15 protein-coding genes and 2 tRNA genes are annotated in these 17,317 nt (G+C 67.8%); 3 read left to right on the top strand and 14 right to left on the bottom strand.

Annotated features, from left to right (window positions below; genetic code table 11):
* The 10 genes from HOV91_RS39510 to HOV91_RS18905 all read right to left on the bottom strand — a co-directional run.
* Positions 1-259: hypothetical protein (locus tag HOV91_RS39510; protein WP_217440714.1), on the bottom strand; the 259-nt coding region annotated here is incomplete at its 3' end.
* A gap of 140 nt (positions 260-399) precedes the next feature.
* Complete coding sequence (locus HOV91_RS18945) at positions 400-1,296, bottom strand: NlpC/P60 family protein (protein ID WP_174186738.1); 897 nt, start codon at positions 1,294-1,296, stop codon at positions 400-402.
* Positions 1,297-1,353: 57 nt separating this feature from the next.
* Positions 1,354-3,795: a hypothetical protein gene (locus HOV91_RS18940; RefSeq protein WP_174186737.1), complete on the bottom strand. Its 2,442-nt coding sequence runs from the start codon at positions 3,793-3,795 to the stop codon at positions 1,354-1,356.
* A complete protein-coding gene (locus HOV91_RS18935) occupies positions 3,792-6,320 on the bottom strand; it encodes an ATP-binding protein (protein WP_174186736.1) in 2,529 nt (842 codons plus the stop codon). Before HOV91_RS18935 ends, HOV91_RS18940 begins: the two co-directional genes overlap by 4 nt.
* Positions 6,320-6,859, bottom strand: a complete 540-nt coding sequence (locus HOV91_RS18930; RefSeq protein ID WP_174186735.1) for a hypothetical protein — start codon at positions 6,857-6,859, stop codon at positions 6,320-6,322. Before HOV91_RS18930 ends, HOV91_RS18935 begins: the two co-directional genes overlap by 1 nt.
* Positions 6,856-7,116 carry a hypothetical protein gene (locus HOV91_RS18925; protein WP_174186734.1) on the bottom strand — a complete coding sequence of 87 codons (261 nt, stop codon included), beginning with the start codon at positions 7,114-7,116 and terminating at the stop codon, positions 6,856-6,858. Before HOV91_RS18925 ends, HOV91_RS18930 begins: the two co-directional genes overlap by 4 nt.
* 16 nt (positions 7,117-7,132) lie before the next feature.
* Entirely contained in the window at positions 7,133-8,140 is a 1,008-nt protein-coding gene (locus HOV91_RS18920; RefSeq protein ID WP_312884685.1) for a conjugal transfer protein, read from the bottom strand.
* A 67-nt stretch (positions 8,141-8,207) separates the two neighbouring features.
* Complete coding sequence (locus tag HOV91_RS18915) at positions 8,208-9,332, bottom strand: GAF domain-containing protein (RefSeq protein WP_174186733.1); 1,125 nt, start codon at positions 9,330-9,332, stop codon at positions 8,208-8,210.
* A gap of 372 nt (positions 9,333-9,704) precedes the next feature.
* Positions 9,705-10,595: an ROK family protein gene (locus tag HOV91_RS18910; RefSeq protein WP_174186732.1), complete on the bottom strand. Its 891-nt coding sequence runs from the start codon at positions 10,593-10,595 to the stop codon at positions 9,705-9,707.
* Between the two features lie 50 nt (positions 10,596-10,645).
* Complete coding sequence (locus HOV91_RS18905) at positions 10,646-10,978, bottom strand: hypothetical protein (protein WP_174186731.1); 333 nt, start codon at positions 10,976-10,978, stop codon at positions 10,646-10,648.
* 387 nt (positions 10,979-11,365) lie between these two features.
* Between HOV91_RS18905 and HOV91_RS18900 the strand changes: the two genes are divergently transcribed.
* Positions 11,366-12,088 carry a MerR family transcriptional regulator gene (locus tag HOV91_RS18900; RefSeq protein ID WP_051046306.1) on the top strand — a complete coding sequence of 241 codons (723 nt, stop codon included), beginning with the start codon at positions 11,366-11,368 and terminating at the stop codon, positions 12,086-12,088.
* 368 nt (positions 12,089-12,456) lie between these two features.
* Here HOV91_RS18900 and HOV91_RS18895 read toward each other — a convergent pair.
* A tRNA-Pro gene (locus tag HOV91_RS18895) sits at positions 12,457-12,533 on the bottom strand.
* 47 nt (positions 12,534-12,580) lie between these two features.
* Positions 12,581-12,654: transfer RNA gene (locus HOV91_RS18890), tRNA-Gly, on the bottom strand.
* Positions 12,655-13,734: 1,080 nt separating this feature from the next.
* Between HOV91_RS18890 and HOV91_RS18885 the strand changes: the two genes are divergently transcribed.
* Entirely contained in the window at positions 13,735-14,685 is a 951-nt protein-coding gene (locus HOV91_RS18885; protein ID WP_174186730.1) for a GGDEF domain-containing protein, read from the top strand.
* Positions 14,686-14,698: 13 nt separating this feature from the next.
* Here HOV91_RS18885 and HOV91_RS18880 read toward each other — a convergent pair whose 3' ends face one another.
* Together HOV91_RS18880 and HOV91_RS18875 are read right to left on the bottom strand one after the other, a co-directional pair.
* Positions 14,699-15,511: an Fpg/Nei family DNA glycosylase gene (locus HOV91_RS18880; RefSeq protein WP_174186729.1), complete on the bottom strand. Its 813-nt coding sequence runs from the start codon at positions 15,509-15,511 to the stop codon at positions 14,699-14,701.
* Positions 15,512-15,534: 23 nt separating this feature from the next.
* The gene (locus HOV91_RS18875) at positions 15,535-16,008 is read right to left on the bottom strand and encodes a ribose-5-phosphate isomerase (protein WP_174186728.1); all 474 of its coding nucleotides are present in this window, start codon (positions 16,006-16,008) and stop codon (positions 15,535-15,537) included.
* A 175-nt stretch (positions 16,009-16,183) separates the two neighbouring features.
* On the opposite strand from HOV91_RS18875, the gene HOV91_RS18870 reads away from it, so the two are divergent.
* The gene (locus HOV91_RS18870) at positions 16,184-17,290 is read left to right on the top strand and encodes a M48 family metallopeptidase (protein ID WP_246350388.1); all 1,107 of its coding nucleotides are present in this window, start codon (positions 16,184-16,186) and stop codon (positions 17,288-17,290) included.
* Positions 17,291-17,317: the final 27 nt, after the last annotated feature.

Below are 17,317 nucleotides of genomic sequence, written 5' to 3'. Positions count from 1 at the left end.
CCCTCCGACCGCGGCGCCACCACACCACCCGGCACACCCTCACCCGGCGCAACCACACCAGCCGGAGGCTCAACCGGAGGCTGAACCGGCACAGACTGACCCGGCGAAGGCTGACCAGGCACACCAGGAGCAGGTGCACCCGGACCCGGCACACCAGCCTGACCGGGCGCACCCGGTTGAGCCGGACCCGGAACGCCAGGCTCTCCGGTACCACTCGACTGACCAGGCCCCGGCTGACCGGGCCCAGGGGCCGGCGCACCGGGCTGCCCCGGCACCCCACCCGGTCGCGGCCGCTGCTGGTCGGGCCGGTTCGACCACGGTGTCACCGGCCCCGGCGGCGCCTCGGGATCCTCGCCGGTTTCGATCTGGGGCTCTACCTCTGTTGGCGGCATCGCTTACTCAACTCCCACTGCCGAGCACTCGCTTCACCCGCACGTCACTCGTGCTCGGGATGGCCAGCTCGACGAATCCGCCGGTCGCCGCATCGGTGGTGACGAGCCGGGTGCCGCTGACGGCGATGCCGACCTGGGTCGGCGCGTTGCTTCGATAGTTCCAGAAGATCAGGTCGCCTGCCGAGACCGCGGACGGGTCCACTCGCTGTCCGCAAGCGCCCTGCGCGGCAATGGTGTTCGGCAGCACCACGACCGATGTGCCGTCGGGCTGTCCACATACCCGCCGCGCCGATCCGCTCGGTTGTCCCGCGGCGTTCGCCGTGGGTGGCGGGGCCACCGCCGCCACGGTGGTTCCGCATCGCCCGGTCGACTGGGCCGCCGAGGCCTGATAGATCACCGTCCGGGTGAATTCCGCGGCGCTGCCGCGGCCATCGGAGCCGCTCTGCGCTCCGCTCACCGCCAGCTGTGTGAGCGCGAGCTCACGCGCGCACTCCGCGCCGATGCCCGATCCACCCGCGAGCAGCGGAGGCTGCTGATACGGCGCGTCTTTCAGCGCTGTGGCACAGGCGCGCTGCCAGTCGGACGCGCTGGTGTCGTCCGGCGCGATGGTCAGTTCCGCGAACGGATTCGTGGTCGGGGCGGCGGCCGCACCCGCACGCACCGCCGGTGCGCTACGCGTAGTCGGCCGGACCGCGGCGGTGGTGCGAGCCGGAGTCACGGTTTGGGACGGATCGGGCCCCACCGCACTGTCGCACTGATAGTGCAGCTCGGAGGCGATCGATGACGTCGCGCCGCCGACGATCAGCACCATCATGACGACCACCGCGAACAGGCCGGTGGTGACCGCCAGCAGCACCCACGCCCAGACCGGGATCAGCACGAGGCTCAGGATGCGACCGATCATCGAGTGCCTTTCTGTGAAATCCAGCCCTTTGCCCCGCGCCTGAACCTTCGGCGCCGATCAGCCCGGGTTCCTGAACTGCTGCAGCAACCTGCCCGGGATGGGCTGGATCGGCTGCGCGGTATGGTCCGGCTGCGGGAGGGAGACCGCACCGGTCGTCTTGCGGCCTGCCTGCCACTGGTCGGTCTGAGCGGCCTTGTCGATCTCCGAGCGGAGCGTCCGGATTCGCTGGAAGTCGGTCGGGTCTTCGGCTACCCACCTGGTGGCGGCCTGGACCCGGAGCGCGTGCTCGTTCGCGATCCAGCTCCGCAAACGGTCCGCTTGGACCTGGGTCAGCTGCTGACCGTTCAGCTGGATCCTCGCCGCGGCAGGGTCGGTGATCGGGCCGTCCACATGGGCCTGCAGCGTCTCGATCCATTGCTTGTTGGGGTTGTCGACGTAGTCTCTGCCGAGCGCGGCCAGATCGTCGTGCAGCCGGACGCCGCCGGGATAGTCACCGCGATACCGCCCGACGCTGGCCTCCAACCCGTACAACCTGGGTGCCGCCCATTCCCCGCTCAGGTAGTCCCGCTCGAAGAGTTTGTGGGCGGCGAGGACCCGTCCGAGGTGCTTGGATGCCAGCGGCTCGGCGTCGGCGTGCTTTTCGATATCCGCTCGTGCGATGGTGGCCCGATGCCCGTGGTTCCAGTTGAAACCGGCCATCCGGAGGGCGTACGGCACGCTGCCCATCATGCCCGTCACGTGCGCCACGTTCTCCGCGGCGAATGCCGCGGCTCGTTGACTGGTGCGGCGCGACTGCGAGTTCCGCGCTCCGGCCCTGGCGAATTCGGCCGAGGCCACACGATCGTACAAATTACCGTGCGCGGCCATTCGCAGGTCGCGAGTCGCCAGGCCGCGAGCCTTGTTCCGCTTGTCCACCTGGTCCACGAAAGACCAGGGCATCAGCGGGTTCAGGCGGCCTCCGGCAAGCCATGCGGTGACCGGGGAGCTGTTGATGGCGGTGGCCGCGGCGAGCATTCCGACCGGGGACATCGAATTGGTCGCGTTCGAGTCGCCCATTCCCAGGGCGGTGCCGCCACTGCCGGAGCTCTGGGAGGAACCACCGTTCTGGAGCGCGAACGCGAACCGGTTGGCGATCCAATCGTTTCCGCTGTCGATACTTCTGCTCAGTCGCCGCAGCTGCACAATGGCGACGATCTCGACGATCGCCCCGATGACGAACACCGCCATGACCTGACCGCGCGCCTGTTGGAACAGGCTGCCCATGAACAGCTGGTAGAGACCCAGGAATATGACGAATATAGCCATTCGCCCCGCGGCTATGAAACCGTGCACGACACACCGGACGGTGAACGTTTGCGTCGGCCCGTACACGAAACCGCCCGCAGCGAATCCGAAGATCGTCATGAACCCGTAGTAGATCGTGTCGAGCGCAGCCCAGATGATCTTGATAGCCAGGTACGCGGCGAACAGCAACAGGATGACCGCGCACAGCAACAGCAGCAGTCCGGCCCCGATCTGGCCGACGCTCGGGTTGTCGGCCGCGGCGTACGCGGCGCTGTCGCCGCACGATTTCAACCCGTTCTTGATCCGCTCTTCGTCACCGGCCATGACGCCGGAAGACCAAGCCGCCTTGCAAGACGGCCGGTCGTCCACGACGTGCCCGAAGTTCCACACTTGCAACGGGCGCCGCACGAAATTGTCCGCCATGTGCGCCTGCATCGTGGCCACCAACCGCCTCGGGTCGGGGTTGCTGTCGCCGTTCAACCCCGCGGCGACCGAGATGCCCAGGTCACGACCCTGCACCAGGAGACCGTGCGACGACAGCACTTCACCGAGCGGCTCGGCCAGGAACAACGGTCCCAGGATCGCCACGCCCACCATCGTCACGACTTGCATCGCGCCCTTGGAGTAATGCCCGCGCGCGATGAAAACACCGACGCAGACGGCACCGATGGCCACGAACGTCATCAACATCATCGGCGTCGCGATCTGCGCGGTGAAATTCTCGGCCACTGCGCGCAACGGCGCGCCGAACATGTTCAGCCACCCGAAATCCAAGGTGCTGCCGGGCAGCCAGACGCCGGTCGTCACAGCGACCAGCCACACCGCGAAGAGCACGCTGATCAGGAATGACATCACGAGGTTGCCGGGGCTCAGCACCCCACCGCGATTGGTCGCGAACTGATAGCTCGACACCTCCACTCCGGAGGAGTCCTTGATATCCATCCAGCTGAGCGCGCTATTGGGCGGCGCGACCGGTGTGGTGGTACCGGACTGCGCGGTGGAGATCGCACTGATCAGGCCAGGGAACACGATCAGCACGAAAAGGGCGATGACTATCCACGCCGTCCAGCGCCGACGACGAGTCGCCGCGATCCAGGCGCGACCCCGCCGAGCCACCGCCTGCGGCCGCCACCGCTCCGTATCCCAGAACTGCGGTTCCCACGGCATCCCGAAGGAAGGCTGGTCGGTGAAGTCGTGGGTGCTACGCGATCTCATTGTCGTACCGATCGTTCCGGGAGCGCGGCGCGCAAACCGGTGACCGAGGTCGGCGTGCTGGTGATCGCCGCGGCGCGGTCCGGTCGCGCCGGGCCGAGCACCTTGCCCCGGCCGATCCGGTTCAGCGCGTCGCGCATGAACATCTCGCCGCGGCGTTCCTCGGGAACCTGACGGCCGGGGCCGACCGGAGGCGAGGTCTCTTCCCGGAGGATCTGCAAGAGGAACGGGGCCTCCTCCAGATCGACGCCGAGCCATTCCAGGCTGTTGCGCGCCAGCGTTTCGTCACGCTGCCGGAAGATGAACCGGTTCGGAATGAGGTTGTGCGCCGCGCCTTGGAAGTCGGTGGCCGGATCGTGGGAGGCCAAGCCGATCGCCGCCAGGTGCTTGCGGCCGTCGCGGCTGAAATCCGAGGTGACGGCGGAACCGACCTGGGTTTGCGTGAAGTGGTGCGCCTCGTCGCCGACCAGCAGGCCGAACCTGCCGTTGTCGGTGAGGAACGCCTCCCGCGCCGCCACGCCGACCAGCTCGTACAGCGCGGTGCCGAGCCGTTTGGTCAGCGGCAGCCGGTTGTACAGGTGCGGGGTGGTGAGTTCCTCGGCCGTCGGCAGTTGCAGGTTGTGGCTGCGCACCACAGTCGCGGCGGCGTCGAGGCGCAGCGGCCGCAGTTTGGGATCGAACAGCACCGGAACCCGTTCGACCACCGTGCCCAGCCGGGCCGCCAGATCGGCGTACTCCTCCCCCTGGCCCGGGTGCTCACGCAACCGGCGCACGACGTGGAACAGGTCGAGCAGGCTTCGAATCCCGTGTTCGGCGATGCCGCGCGGGGTCAGCAGATTGCTCGCCGCCGCGCCCGCGCCGGAGGTCGGCGACAGGTCGAGCAGCGGAAGGATCGAATCCAGCGCGCGTTCGCCCGCGATCCGTGGCTCGAACAGCCGCAACGGATCCAGCGACACCGTGGGATTGGCCAGATCGATGATCACCGCGTCGTCGATCGACCGCGCGAAGTGCTCCCACTCGCCGACCTGACTGCGGTCGATGGCGAGGAACTGACCGCCCATGTCGTGCACCAGCACCGCCATGAGTTTCAGGAAGTACGACTTGCCCGAACCGAGTTCGCCGGTCACGGCGAACGACGCGGACAGGTCGTGCAGCGCGGCCTCCATGATGCCGAAGTGGATCGGCTCGAAATGACCCGACAGCAGGTTGACGCCGATCACCGGTCCGCTGTCGTCGCCGATCTGGCTGGTGGTGAACGGCACGAAACCGGCCCACATGTCCGAGGGGACGATATGCGCGAAATCGTCGTAGGCCCGCCGGGGCGGGCTGCCGGGAATCAGCATCGACCACAGGTCGACCTGCGCGCCCACCGGCGCGGTCATCTCGACCTGGAAACGCTTGTACCGGCGCTTGAGGCTGTTGACGGCGTCCATGGTGGCGTCCCGCGACGGCCCGCCGATGGCGATCACGGTCGTGAAGGAGACCTCGGATTCACCACCGTTGACCTCGAAGTGGTGGTTGTACTCCCCGAGCATCTGGGCCTTGGAGGTCAGTGTGTTCTGCGCGAAGGAGACCTCTTGGTCGCGCTGGTCCATCTGCTCACCGAGCCGGCGCAGGCTCAGCTCGTTGTTCTTGAGCACCTGGTCGGCGGGCTTGGTGGAGATCCGCATGCCCCAGTCGACGGTGACGTCGCCGAGGCCCTCCAGCACGTTGAGGAACTCGCTGCCGCCGGGGAACGACATGCCCGCGTACGGGAACGAGTGCGGCGTCAGCATCGCCTGATAGGACGGCCGGTACTCGAAATCCGGCTGCACCACCTTGATCACCGGAACGAACGACGGCCGGACGCGCCGATTGCTGTCGGCCTGCGCGCCCTCGTCGAGCGCGGCAGAGCGGAAGACGGCCGCGGTGGCGTCGTCCAGCGCGCCCGCCCGGGTGGGCGCCACCGGGTCACCGGCCGCTCCACGCGAAAGGTAGTGCTCCCACAGCCATTGGAACAGCGCGGCGGGCACCGGGACGGGATCGAAGTCGCCACCGATCCTGGACAGGATCTCGTTCGCCTTCTCGTCGTAGGCATCCAGATCGGCCCTGGACATCGCGGTGGCGTCGATCGTGCTGGTGCTGCCGCGCCACACGCGCGACAACGCGGAGATACTGGAGTTGCTGGCTCCCACCGGGATCGACAGCAGGAAGATGCGGGTCTGCGGCATGATCGCGCGCACCCGCTCGAACGAGGCGACCACCTCGTCGGCGTAGTCCTCGCACTCGTCGAGGTCCACGCCCTCGACCATCTTGGTGAGCACGTCGAGCGTATTGAGCCGCGCCTGGATGCCCAGCAGCAGCGAACCGTTCGGCAGGCTGTTGATCAGGGCGTGATGGGCCAGCTTCACGTCGTGCTTGTCGGTGGCCTTACGCAATCCGTAGCCGAGCGGATTGATGAAGTAGGTCGCGGTGACCAGGCCCGAGTGGGTGAACTGGAGGTTGCCGCGAATCGCCGCGGTGGGCTGCAGATCTCGTCCGAATGCCATCAGGCGGGTCCTCCGGCTACCGAGCCGTTGCCATTACCGTTGCCGTTCAGACGCTTCCACAGGTCGGTCACCTTGCCACCTCCACCGACCACATCGAGCAGTTGCAGGCCGGTTTTCGGTGGGGCGGCGACGGCCGCGTCAGCGCGATCGGGCAGCAAGAGGACCACGGTCTCCTCGATGAACATGGTGTGGCGCACCGAATCGTTGTTGATCGGCATTCCCGAGGCGGACACCGGTTTGCGATAGACGATGAGCCTGCCAAGCCACAGGGCGCGTGAGGTCATCCGGACGCCGGTGTACGGCACGAGCCCGAGCATGAAGACCGCCAGGACGGTCACCGCCAGACCCGCGATGAAAGTGACGGCCGGGTTGACCGGGAAGGTCATGGCCAACACCGACGTCAGCACCATCATCACCACGGCGACGGCGACCTGGGGCAGCGTGTAGGGGCCGAACGGGAGCTTCTGTCCGTTCTGTGCCTTGCCGATCATCGTCGGGACACGTTTGATCGGCGTGAACACCTTGATCACTTGACTCATCGATAGCCACCGATGGGGTGATCGGGAACGATGAGGTTCGCGTCGGTTCGCGCGTAATTGATGGTCGTCGGCAGAATCCAGATCGCCACTCCGGCAAGCAATCCCGACCCGAAGACGACGACGATCCGGGCCGGCGAAAGCTTGGATTTCGCTCCCTCGGAAATCAACACCCCGATCGTGACGATGGCGATGATGATCATTCCGCCCCAACGGACAAAGATCAGCACGCCATAGAGGATGTTGCTCAGATTACCCATCGGGCTGCCTCTCGGATCAGTTCTGGGTCGCCGGCGGAATCGTCACCGACGGCGAAGAGGAGGAGGTCGAAGTGGGCGGCGTTCCGCCGCGGGAATCCTGGCCTGCGGCCACCACCGCCAACGGACTCGACAGAGCGGGAATCGGATCGATGGACACCACTTGCCACTGGCCCGCGTTGCGGATCATCGTCAGCGGATAGGCCAGCGTCTGGGTGGCGCCGGTATCGGCTTTGGGATTGACGGTGGCCAGTACTTGTGCCTTCGCGCCACCGGACCCGCACCCCGCGTCGTCCGAGCTGAGCGAGACCAGCTCGACCGCGGTGAACGGAGGAGGTTTCAGTGCGGCCAGCCCGGAATCCGGTGTGGTGTAGCGCGCCACGTCACCGGTCCCGGCCAGCATGGCGCCCAGGAAACCCGCGGCTACCTGCGCCAGCGGCGTGTCCGATGCGCAGGGCGAGCCATATGCCTGTTTGAGGTCGACGCCCTTCGCCGGGGGCTGGACCACCGCGGGCACCGACAGCGCGCGTAACCGCCCTTCGGAGATCGACACCGCGACCCGGTAGAACTGCCGATGCTCCGGCGCGGTCGCGGCGCCGGTCTTGCCGACCCGGACCGATACCGTCACCGACCAGACATCGAGTCCGCCCGTGGAGAGGGCGCGCGAGACGTAGACGACCGACGGATCGGAGACCTGCCGCGCGGACGAGGGCAACGCGATCTGCTGATTGGAGCCGACGAATTCGCCGATTCGATCCTGCTGTCCGGCAATCGAGGTGAGATAGGTGACGACGAACTGCTCGGCGAAAGAACCCGCCAATTGCGCTCGCCCGACGATTGCCGTGGTCGCGTCATCCGACGGCGGAGGCGGTCCGGAGTCGAAGGCGCTGAGAATCGCGTGGCCGCCGCCGAGTACGGCGAGCACGGCGAGCACCGCGACGACGATATTGTCGCGACGGCGGCGGGCGGCCATCCGGCGAAGCAGTGCCTCACCAGATTCTGCCGGTCCACGAACCACTGTCCTCACCCTCGAAATGGTAGAGAGCACAGCCGATCCGAACCGGCCGGTAGTTCCCAGCCATGGGAATCAAAGGTCAGCAGGCCGGGCTGCTTTTCATCCTGCCCGCCAGCCAATGCCGCAATTGTTCGTCATAGCCGATCGGCGCGCTGCGCTGCCGCGGCTCCAGCACCTGACGGTGGGTTTCCAGCAGCGGAACATCGTCGGCGACCCGGACCAGCTGGGCGATAGCCAGCTGTCTGCTCGAGTACCCGGGATAGGGGTAGAGCAGCAGCGAGGTCGGCGTGTAACCACCGCCGTAATTGAGCACGCGCAAGGTCACACCGGCGCTGTCGCCGGAGCGCAGCCGCTCACCGAGTTCCGCGAGCCGGCCGCGGTCCTCGGGATGGAAGACGTCGACGGGCCGGAAGAGGTAGTCCCACCGAACCCACGGCGCGGGATCGGTGAGCCAGTGCGAGATGCTGGTGTGCTCGAGCTGGACCACCGCCAGATGCGTGCCCGCCCGGCGATGCGCCTCGCGCAATCCGATTCGCTCAAGGGTGGGCCATGCCGGAGGAGTGTTCTCCGAGGTCACGTCCTCGATCAGCCACCAGGCGCCGCGCGTGCGCTCGTCGTCGCGGGCGCGAATGGTGATCCGCCACTGGGCCGGACGGCCGAAGCCGTGCACCACGGTGGTGTCGAACTGCATCCGGTCACCGGGTTTGGGATCGTAGAGCAGATCGAGGACCTCGGCGTGCCGATCGAAGCTCGACACCCGGTGGAACAGTTCCGCGATACCCATCCTCGGTACGTATTGTTCGGCGGTGCTCCCGGACAAGCGCGTGATGCCGCTCGGCTGTTGGATGGTCTGACTGTTCAGGTCCCAGATGGCGCCCACCGCCGGGCGCAGTGTGGGCACCCGCTCGGACGCGGGCCCGAGCCATAGTCGCACCGCGTGCACGTCGCCCGCCGGGCCGAAGATCGGGCGGATGAGCAGTTGATGCCTGCCCGCCCGGGTCTGAATGGCCAGGTCGAGATCCTTCGCCTGGTCGTGTGCGGCCTGGATCGCCTCGGTCAGCCCCGCCGTGGTGAGCTTGTCGTACAGCGCGGGCGTTTTGGACAGCGTTCGCTGCAACACCCGCTGCCAGCTCGCGAACTCACGCGGTGCATCTCCCACCGACGCCACGGACATGCCGTCCGGCGCCAACGTCTCGATAGTCACCCATGGAATCACTGCGCCACTTCGCTTCGCACTTGCCCGTACCAGCCGTTCCTCCGGGCCCGCCTAGCCCGGATGAGACATTGTGTGACTCAGGCAATGTACCGTTATTTAGCGGCTCAATCAACCCGTCAAAACTTCGCTGGCTCCTACGAAAGTGTGCCGCACGTTCATCCGATGCACGGTTGCGTGTTCATTTTGTTCACGTTTCGTTCAAGGGGAGCAACCCGGCCGCCTTCACCCGCGCAGCGGCCCATCGGGCGCGAACCGGTCGGCGCCGACTCGAACAGCTCTACTGGCTTCCACACAGCTAATGTTCGGCGCCGAACCGGTGTCCTTCTCCCCCAGCGACTTACGCCCCGGTGCGCAGGGCACTCACGCGCTGGCGGTCACCGCGAGAACACCGGCGCCCGCGAGCAATCCGATGTCGCCGAGCTGCGATGGAACGACGCGCAGCCCCGGCAGGAAGTTCAGCCGGGCGTGCGTGGCGACGGCTTCGCCCAGAGGTTTCCACAGCGCAGGACCGGCTTCGGCGAGCGAGCCGCCGAGCACGACGAGATCCAGGTCCAGCAGTGCCGCCACCGACGCGACCGCCCGGCCCAGGGCCGTTCCGGCCCGTTCCAGCGCGGCGACGGGGACGCTCTCCCCCACTCCCGCGGCTTCCACCAGTTCGGTTACCGAGGTACCCGCCCAGCCCTGTTCGCGCGCCCAGCGCAGCGCGGACGTGCCGCCCGCGACCGCTTCCAAGCACCCGCGACCGCCGCAGACACAGCGCTCGTCGAAACCGGGGACCAGAACATGCCCCACATGGCCTGCGTTACCGGTCCGACCGACGACAGTGAAGCCACCCACGATGACGCCGCCGCTGATGCGGTCGGACGCGGTGATGGCCAAACCGTCCATGACGCTGCTCAAGGCTCCGAAGTTCCGCTCCGCCAGCGCCAGGCACACCCCGTCCAGCGCGAGGTGGACCGATGCCTTCGGAAACAGTTTCCGTGCCGCCTCCACGATGCCGAAACCAGTCCGCCACTCGGGAACTTCCATCGGCGCGACCACGCCCGCCGCCATATCGATCGGCCCCGCCGACGCGATGCCGAGCCCGGTGACCTCCGCGCCTTCGGCGACGTCGAGCAACAGGTCCCGGCACCGATCCCACGCAGCGCTGGCGGGGATCGGTATCTGCCGGACATCGTCGGCGCCGACATCGTCGGCGACCCGAGTCGCCGCGAACCTGGACGGTCCGATTTCCAATGCCAGCACTGTCATGACTTACGCACCACCGAAGGGCTCGACGCGAAAAGGTTCACGCAGCATGATCACAGACCGTCGGTTCCGGTCGGCTTCAGGGGTTGCCCGAGCACGATGTGCCGACGGGGTGCGGGAAGAGTGGACACGGTGCGCAGCGGCCGAGGGCCGTTGCGGATGATGCGCATAGGGCGCTTGTGGTCGATGGGCGCGGCACGGTGCCGGTCCAGGTTCTCGATGACGCCGCCGGAGTTGTCATAGGCGACGCCGGCCCAGATCATCGCGCGGGGGCCGTCACCGCGGGCCGTGAGGGTCTGCGCCAACTGCTGGCACTGGACGAGCAGCGGGCAACTCTGACAGGTGCGCACTGCCGCTCGCCAGGCGTCCGGGTTGCCGGTGTCCATGTCCCAGTTGTCGGGGACATCGGCGCACGGGGGCCGCAGGTTCGACTTTGCCGGAATCGACGAGATCTTTGCTGCTGCAATGGATCCCGTGTCCATCGGAAGGGTTCGCGTAACGCTCATAGCCATCTCCGGGGATGCCGAGCACACACCTCTGGCAGGTGCGTGGCCCATGAATCGGACGGTCATCAGGGCTGCTCAACAGTCCCCGGAACCCAGCCGCGATAAGCTGGTCTACGCACGGTAGCCCACTGTTGCCCAGCACACAACCTCTTGTGCCGCTATGTAACGGCTCGTTGACCTTGAAGCAACACCCAGCTACCGTCTTTAACGGCACGTTATGAAACGGACCATTTTCCACGGAGGCTCCACTATGGTTTCCTTTTAAACATGGCTGCAGACTCTGAATTCACGATCGACGAACTGGCACGGGCAGCCGACACCACCGTGCGCAGCGTCCGCGTGTACCACGAGCGAGGGCTCCTGCCCTCGCCGGAGGTGCGCGGGCGGATCGGGTATTACGGGTCGGACCACCTCAATCGGCTGCAAACGATCAGCCGCCTGCTGGGGCGGGGCATGAAGCTGAACGGGATCAGGGAGTTGCTCGAAGCCTGGGACCGCGGCGACGGACTGGCCGACGTGCTCGGGGTGAAGAACGCGAACGCGGCCGAAGCGGAGCCGGAAGCCACCACCGAACCCCAGGACAGCTACGCCGAGCTGCCGGACTACGCGAAGCAGGCGCTCGCCTCCAGCGAGGATCCGCTCGAGGCCTATCGGGTCACCAACCCCCGATGCTGCGATCTGGCCACCCGGCTCACCGACACCGGGCTGCCGATGCAAGAGACTTTCCAGTTGGTCGAGCGCCTCCGCACCGACTGCGATCGCATTGCGGACCGCTTCGCCACCGAGTTGTTCTACCGCCTGGCCGGACAGACCTACGAGGAATCCGCGCGGACACCCCGGGATCGCACCAAGCTGGAGACCGACCTGGCGATCGCCCGGTTGATCGTCACCCGCGCCGCGTCCGAACTGATCGATCAGGCGTTCGCCCGGCACTCCGAGCTGCCGCCCTCCTCGGTGGCCGCCGGCCCCCAGGCGCAGGCCGAGCAGTAACAGCGCGCCGCGAACTTCCACTATCGACTGCCGTTCCGGTATTTCCATCCGGCACTGTCGAATACTTACGTAGACAAACCCGTTCACGTCTTTCGCACGGCTGGCCCCGGTGGCGTCTTGTTCGTCGAAGACATTGACCGGCGAATCGACGAAGGTACCTACGCATGCCCTGTGCCGAAAGATTGCCACGAGGTGCCCGGCGGCAGGCCCTTCGGGCGGCGGCGACGGTCCGACATGCCAGGCATCCCCTCGGGCCGTGCCCGCTTACGGCGGCCCATCGGACATACCTACGCATACCGATCCAATGCACCACGACGCCGAAGCGGTGACCGCTACCGGCGACGCGAACCCCCGTGCCCCCCGAACGATGGTCGGGGTGACAGGATTTGAACCTGCGACCCTCCGCTCCCAAAGCGGATGCGCTACCAAGCTGCGCTACACCCCGTGGTCCTCGCGGCGGCGGGGCGGCCGCCGACGAGGATGATTGCTCGGTGGAGCGGGTGACGGGAATCGAACCCGCACCATCAGCTTGGAAGGCTGAGGTTCTACCATTGAACTACACCCGCAGGCATACGACACCGATGGGATCGCCACGATGTCGTGTGCGATCCGACTGTACCGAACCCGGCTTCCGAAATGCCAATCGACCCCCGCGCAGCGAGATCTCGCGGGTTGCCTGCCGAAGCGCTCCAGGGTTGCCACGTCCAGTGTGGCACGGCGGGACCGCGGACGCCCGGCGGCGCGCCGCCGGGAAATTTTAGAGGCTGTTTTTCATTGAAACTCTGGCGTGTCGGATTCCGGTGGGCGAAACTCGATGACACGTGACGACCCCGTCGGGGAAGCGTGGCCCACCGCCACCTGTCACGCCGGGAACTTCGCTCGAGGGAATTCCGATGAGGACCGCACGACTCGCCGTCACGGCCGCCGCGCTCGGTATGTCGCGCAGCCGCGCCCGCGGCACCGAAGGCCGGCCGCGGTCCGCCCGGAGCACGAGTCCGTCCCGCGAACTGCCGGCTGATCGCACGGCAACCTCGGCTCCGAACGCGCCGCCGTGGCGCCCGGCGACCCGGCGCACCGCCCTCGAGCACGCCGCGCGGGCGTCGGCTCCGGCGCGGTCCGCACGAGCGGTGCACGGGGCGGCCCTAGCGGCGCCGGCGCGAGAAACGACGAGCATGCGTCCACCGCTGCGCGGATGTTCAGAACAACCATCGCCGAACACGACAGGAAGATGAGGACTCGCGTGCGAGAACAGATTCTCGTGAGACCGGCGGCGCTGGGCCGGACCGCACCACCCCCCTGGCAGGCGCGCGGCTGTCCGTATACCTTGTACAGCGTGTCGCCAGCGCGTCGCGGCGCGATTTTGCAGCGAACGAGAATCGGGTGTAACACCAACGCGACGGGAACGATCACGTACCCGATCGCTATACGCGAGGCATCGAGAACACGTTGCAAATCGCCGCTTTTCGATGCCGAGTGGCTTGCTAGGATCCTTTTTGCCGGACGGGGGTATCTGGAAAGGGGGCGGTGAGCGTGCGCCGAACCAGGTGGACACAACCGCGTAGCAGTGGGAACGATCAGGGTGACGCCGGCGCCTGTGTCAGTACAGGGCACCTGGGTACCGACGTCGTCCACACCGGGTGAGTCCGATGTCGACCGACATCGAGCCTCCGGTAGCCGCCATGGCCCGAGCATGGGCCCGGGCGGTCTGCGCCGAGCCCGGTTCCGGCGCGGCGCCCCACCAGTTGGAACCGGTACTGGTCGAGATCGTCGAGCGACTGCTCACGCTCGCCAGGTCCGAGCCGTTCCCGGTGCCCGAAGCGCGGATGCTCGGGGCCAGGCTCGCCGAGGCTCCGTTCGACCGGATTCGGATGCTGGCGCAGGCCACGCGCTGGCTGCTCGGATTCCCCTCCGGCGCGCCCGGTTCCCTGGTGGCCACCCGCTGGCCGTTCATCGCCAGCCAGGCCATCGACAGTTACGCCCAGGCGCTGCAGGAGCGGGCGCTGGCGCAGCAGGAGCAGAACCTGTCGGCCAAGGTGTCACTGCGGGTGCAGGAGATCGCGGCGCTGCAGCACCGGCTGCGCCACGAAGCCACCCACGACGCGCTCACCGACCTGGCCAACCGGACCCTGCTGCAGGACAAGGTGCGCATGATGGCCACCGACCCGACCCGCGGCGTCGGCCTGCTGCTGATCGACCTGGACCGGTTCAAGCAGATCAACGACGGATACGGCCACGCGATAGGTGACGAGGTGCTGGTCGAGCTGGCGGGCAGGCTGCGCGAAGCCTGTCCCCCCGACACGGTGATCTGCCGGTACGGCGGCGACGAGTTCGTGCTCGCGACCAACCCGCACCGCAATACGCTCGGCGACCTCGCACACCGGATCGTGGCCGCACTGCGGGACCCGGTCTGGTCGTCGGCGGGGCCGGTTCCGGTGTCGGCCAGCGTCGGCACCGCATACAACCCGCCGGGTGCCCCGTTCGACTTCACCGATCTGCTCCGCCGCGCCGACCGCGCGATGTACTCGGCGAAGACCGCGGGCGGACGCCGCTTCGCCATAGCGGACGAGCCGGATATCGACACCGCGGTCGCGGGCTGACCCACCGATCCGGTCAGCCGGGCTGGCAGGTGGGGCACCAGAAGAGATTTCGCGCCTGCATCACCTGGTGGGCGATCGGCGTGCCGCACAGCCTGCACGGCGCACCCGCGCGGCGGTAGACGTAGGTGCGCGGACGGTCGGGCGCGTACGAGGGCTCACCGTGATCGTGCTCGGGTCGCACCACGACCATCTTGCCGACCCGCACCCCCACCCGCATCAGCGCGAGGAGATCGGTCCACATCCCGGACCATTCACAGGCCGACAGATCCGTGCCCGGGCGGTGCGGCGAAACATGATGGCGGAACAGCAGTTCCGCGCGATAGACGTTGCCGACGCCGGCGACCACCTGCTGGTCCATCAGCAGAGCGCCGATCGGCCTGCGCGAACGATGGATGCGCCGCCATGCCCGGTCCGGGTCGGCGCCGCGCCGCAGCGGGTCCGGGCCGAGCCGATCGGTGAGCGCGGCGACCTCGGGCGGCAGCAGGATCTCGCACGCGGTCGGCCCGCGCAGGTCGGTGCCGAATCCCGGCTGCCCGTCCGGGCCGCCGAACAGGCGCATCCTGACCTGCCCCACGGGCTCCCCCATCGGCAGCTCCGATTCGGTGAACGCCCCGTAGAGGCCGAGGTGCACGTGCACGACCAGCCCGGAGTCGTAGTGATGCAGCAGGTGTTTGCCCCACGCCTCGGATCTGATCAGCACCCGGCCGTCCACCATGGCCGCGCCTTCGGCGAACTTGCCCTGCGGGCTGGATACGCGCACCACACCGCCCGCGAGGCGACGTTGATGCAGCCGCGCGAGGCGGTGCAGCGTATGTCCTTCCGGCACAGCCGGTTACCGCCGCGGTGTGCTCAGTACGCGGGAACCGCCGGGGCGACTCCGGTCTTCTCGTACTCGGCCAGGATGTCGATGCGCCGCTGGTGGCGCTCCTCGCCCGACCACGGGGTGGACACGAACGCGTCCACGATGGCCAGCGCCTCCTCGGTCGAGTGCATCCGGCCGCCGATGCCGATCAGCTGCGCGTTGTTGTGCTGGCGGGCCAGCTCGGCGGTCTCCACGCTCCAGGCCAGCGCGCAGCGGGCGCCGGGCACCTTGTTCGCGGCGATCTGCTCACCGTTGCCGCTGCCGCCGAACACCAGGCCGAGGCTGCCCGGGTCGGCGACGGTGCGGCGGGCCGCCTCGATGCAGAAGGCGGGGTAGTCGTCGAGCGCGTCGTACTCGAGCGCGCCGCAGTCGACGACCTCGTGGCCCGCCTGCTCCAGATGGGCCTTGACGTGATTCTTCAGTTCGAAACCGGCATGATCGGCACCCAGGTAAACGCGCATGGCAGGCATTGTGTCAGGCGGCTCCGGCGCGGACGGCAAGAGGGCGGCACCCGCGATTAACACCGTGGCGGGCCTGCGCGAATCGACTGATACGCCAGTCGTGTTCACGGCCCCCGGCCCGGTGACACGGTTGACCCGCCAACTTCGTTCCCGGCAACTGAATAGAGTTCATCCCATGCAGCCGTTCGAACCCCAGCCGCCCGATCAGGCGGGCCGACAGGCCGACCCGTACGCCCAGCAGGGCTGGGTACCGGCTCCCGATTCGCCTGCCGCGTCCTCCGGTCAGCCGTACACCTCGGGCTCGTATCCGGCCGCACCTCCGGTTGCCTACCCGGCGCCGTACGGCGCCTACCCCGGCGCTCCGGTCCCTCCCCCGGCGCCGCCGCAGCGCCGGCCCCGTGGGCTCTCGCCGTTCGGCATGCCCGCCCGGCACAGCTGGGAGATCCCCATGCTCGTCGTCGTGGTGGTGCTGACGGTGATCGCGTACGCGATCGCGCTGCTGCTGCTGGCGACCGGCAACTTCGACCAGTACGTCCTGGCGTTCGCGGCCGCCCCGCTGCTGCTGTGGTTCGGTCGCGGCATCAACTACGCGAGCCAGCGGGTGAACGGCGTGAAGATGTCGCCCACCCAGTTCCCCGAGGGCTACCAGCTGGTCGCCGAGGCCGCCGCCCGCTTCGGCATGGCGAAGGCGCCGGACGCGTACGTCGTGCTCGGCAACGGCCAGATCAACGCGTTCGCCAGCGGTCACGGCTTCCGGCGCTTCGTGGTGGTCTACAGCGACCTGTTCGAGATCGGCGGCGCGGCACGAGAACCCGACGCGCTGGCGTTCATCATCGGCCACGAGGTCGGGCACATCGCGGCCGGGCACACGTCGTACTGGCGGCAGCTGGGCATGTTCCTCGTGCCGTTCCTGCCGATCATCGGCAGCAGCCTGATCCGCGCGCAGGAGTACACCGCCGACAACCACGGCTACTGCCACCGGCATACCGGGGCGCCCACAGCCATGGGCACCCTGGCCGCGGGCAAATACATGAACAGGCTGGTCGGCTTCGACGAGATGGCCGATCGGGCGCCGTTGGAGAAGGGTTTCTTCGTCTGGATGGTGAACGCCCTGTCCAGCCACCCGGTGCTCACCTGGCGGATGTGGGCGCTGCGCGACCGCAGCAGGCACGGAAAGCTGTTCCTGCGCCCCGAGCGTCCGAGGGGCGCCGGTGTGCCCGTGGGCGGCTATCCGAATTCCTACGCCCAGGTCCCGGCGAGCCCGCCGAAATCCGTGCTCTGACCGGGGCGGGTGCCGCGCGACGGCACC

Source organism: Nocardia barduliensis (assembly GCF_013315795.1).
In the GTDB taxonomy this organism is placed as follows: Bacteria; Actinomycetota; Actinomycetes; order Mycobacteriales; family Mycobacteriaceae; genus Nocardia; species Nocardia barduliensis.
Note: the sequence above shows the minus strand (reverse complement) of the source record. Positions and strands in the feature narration are given on the sequence as shown.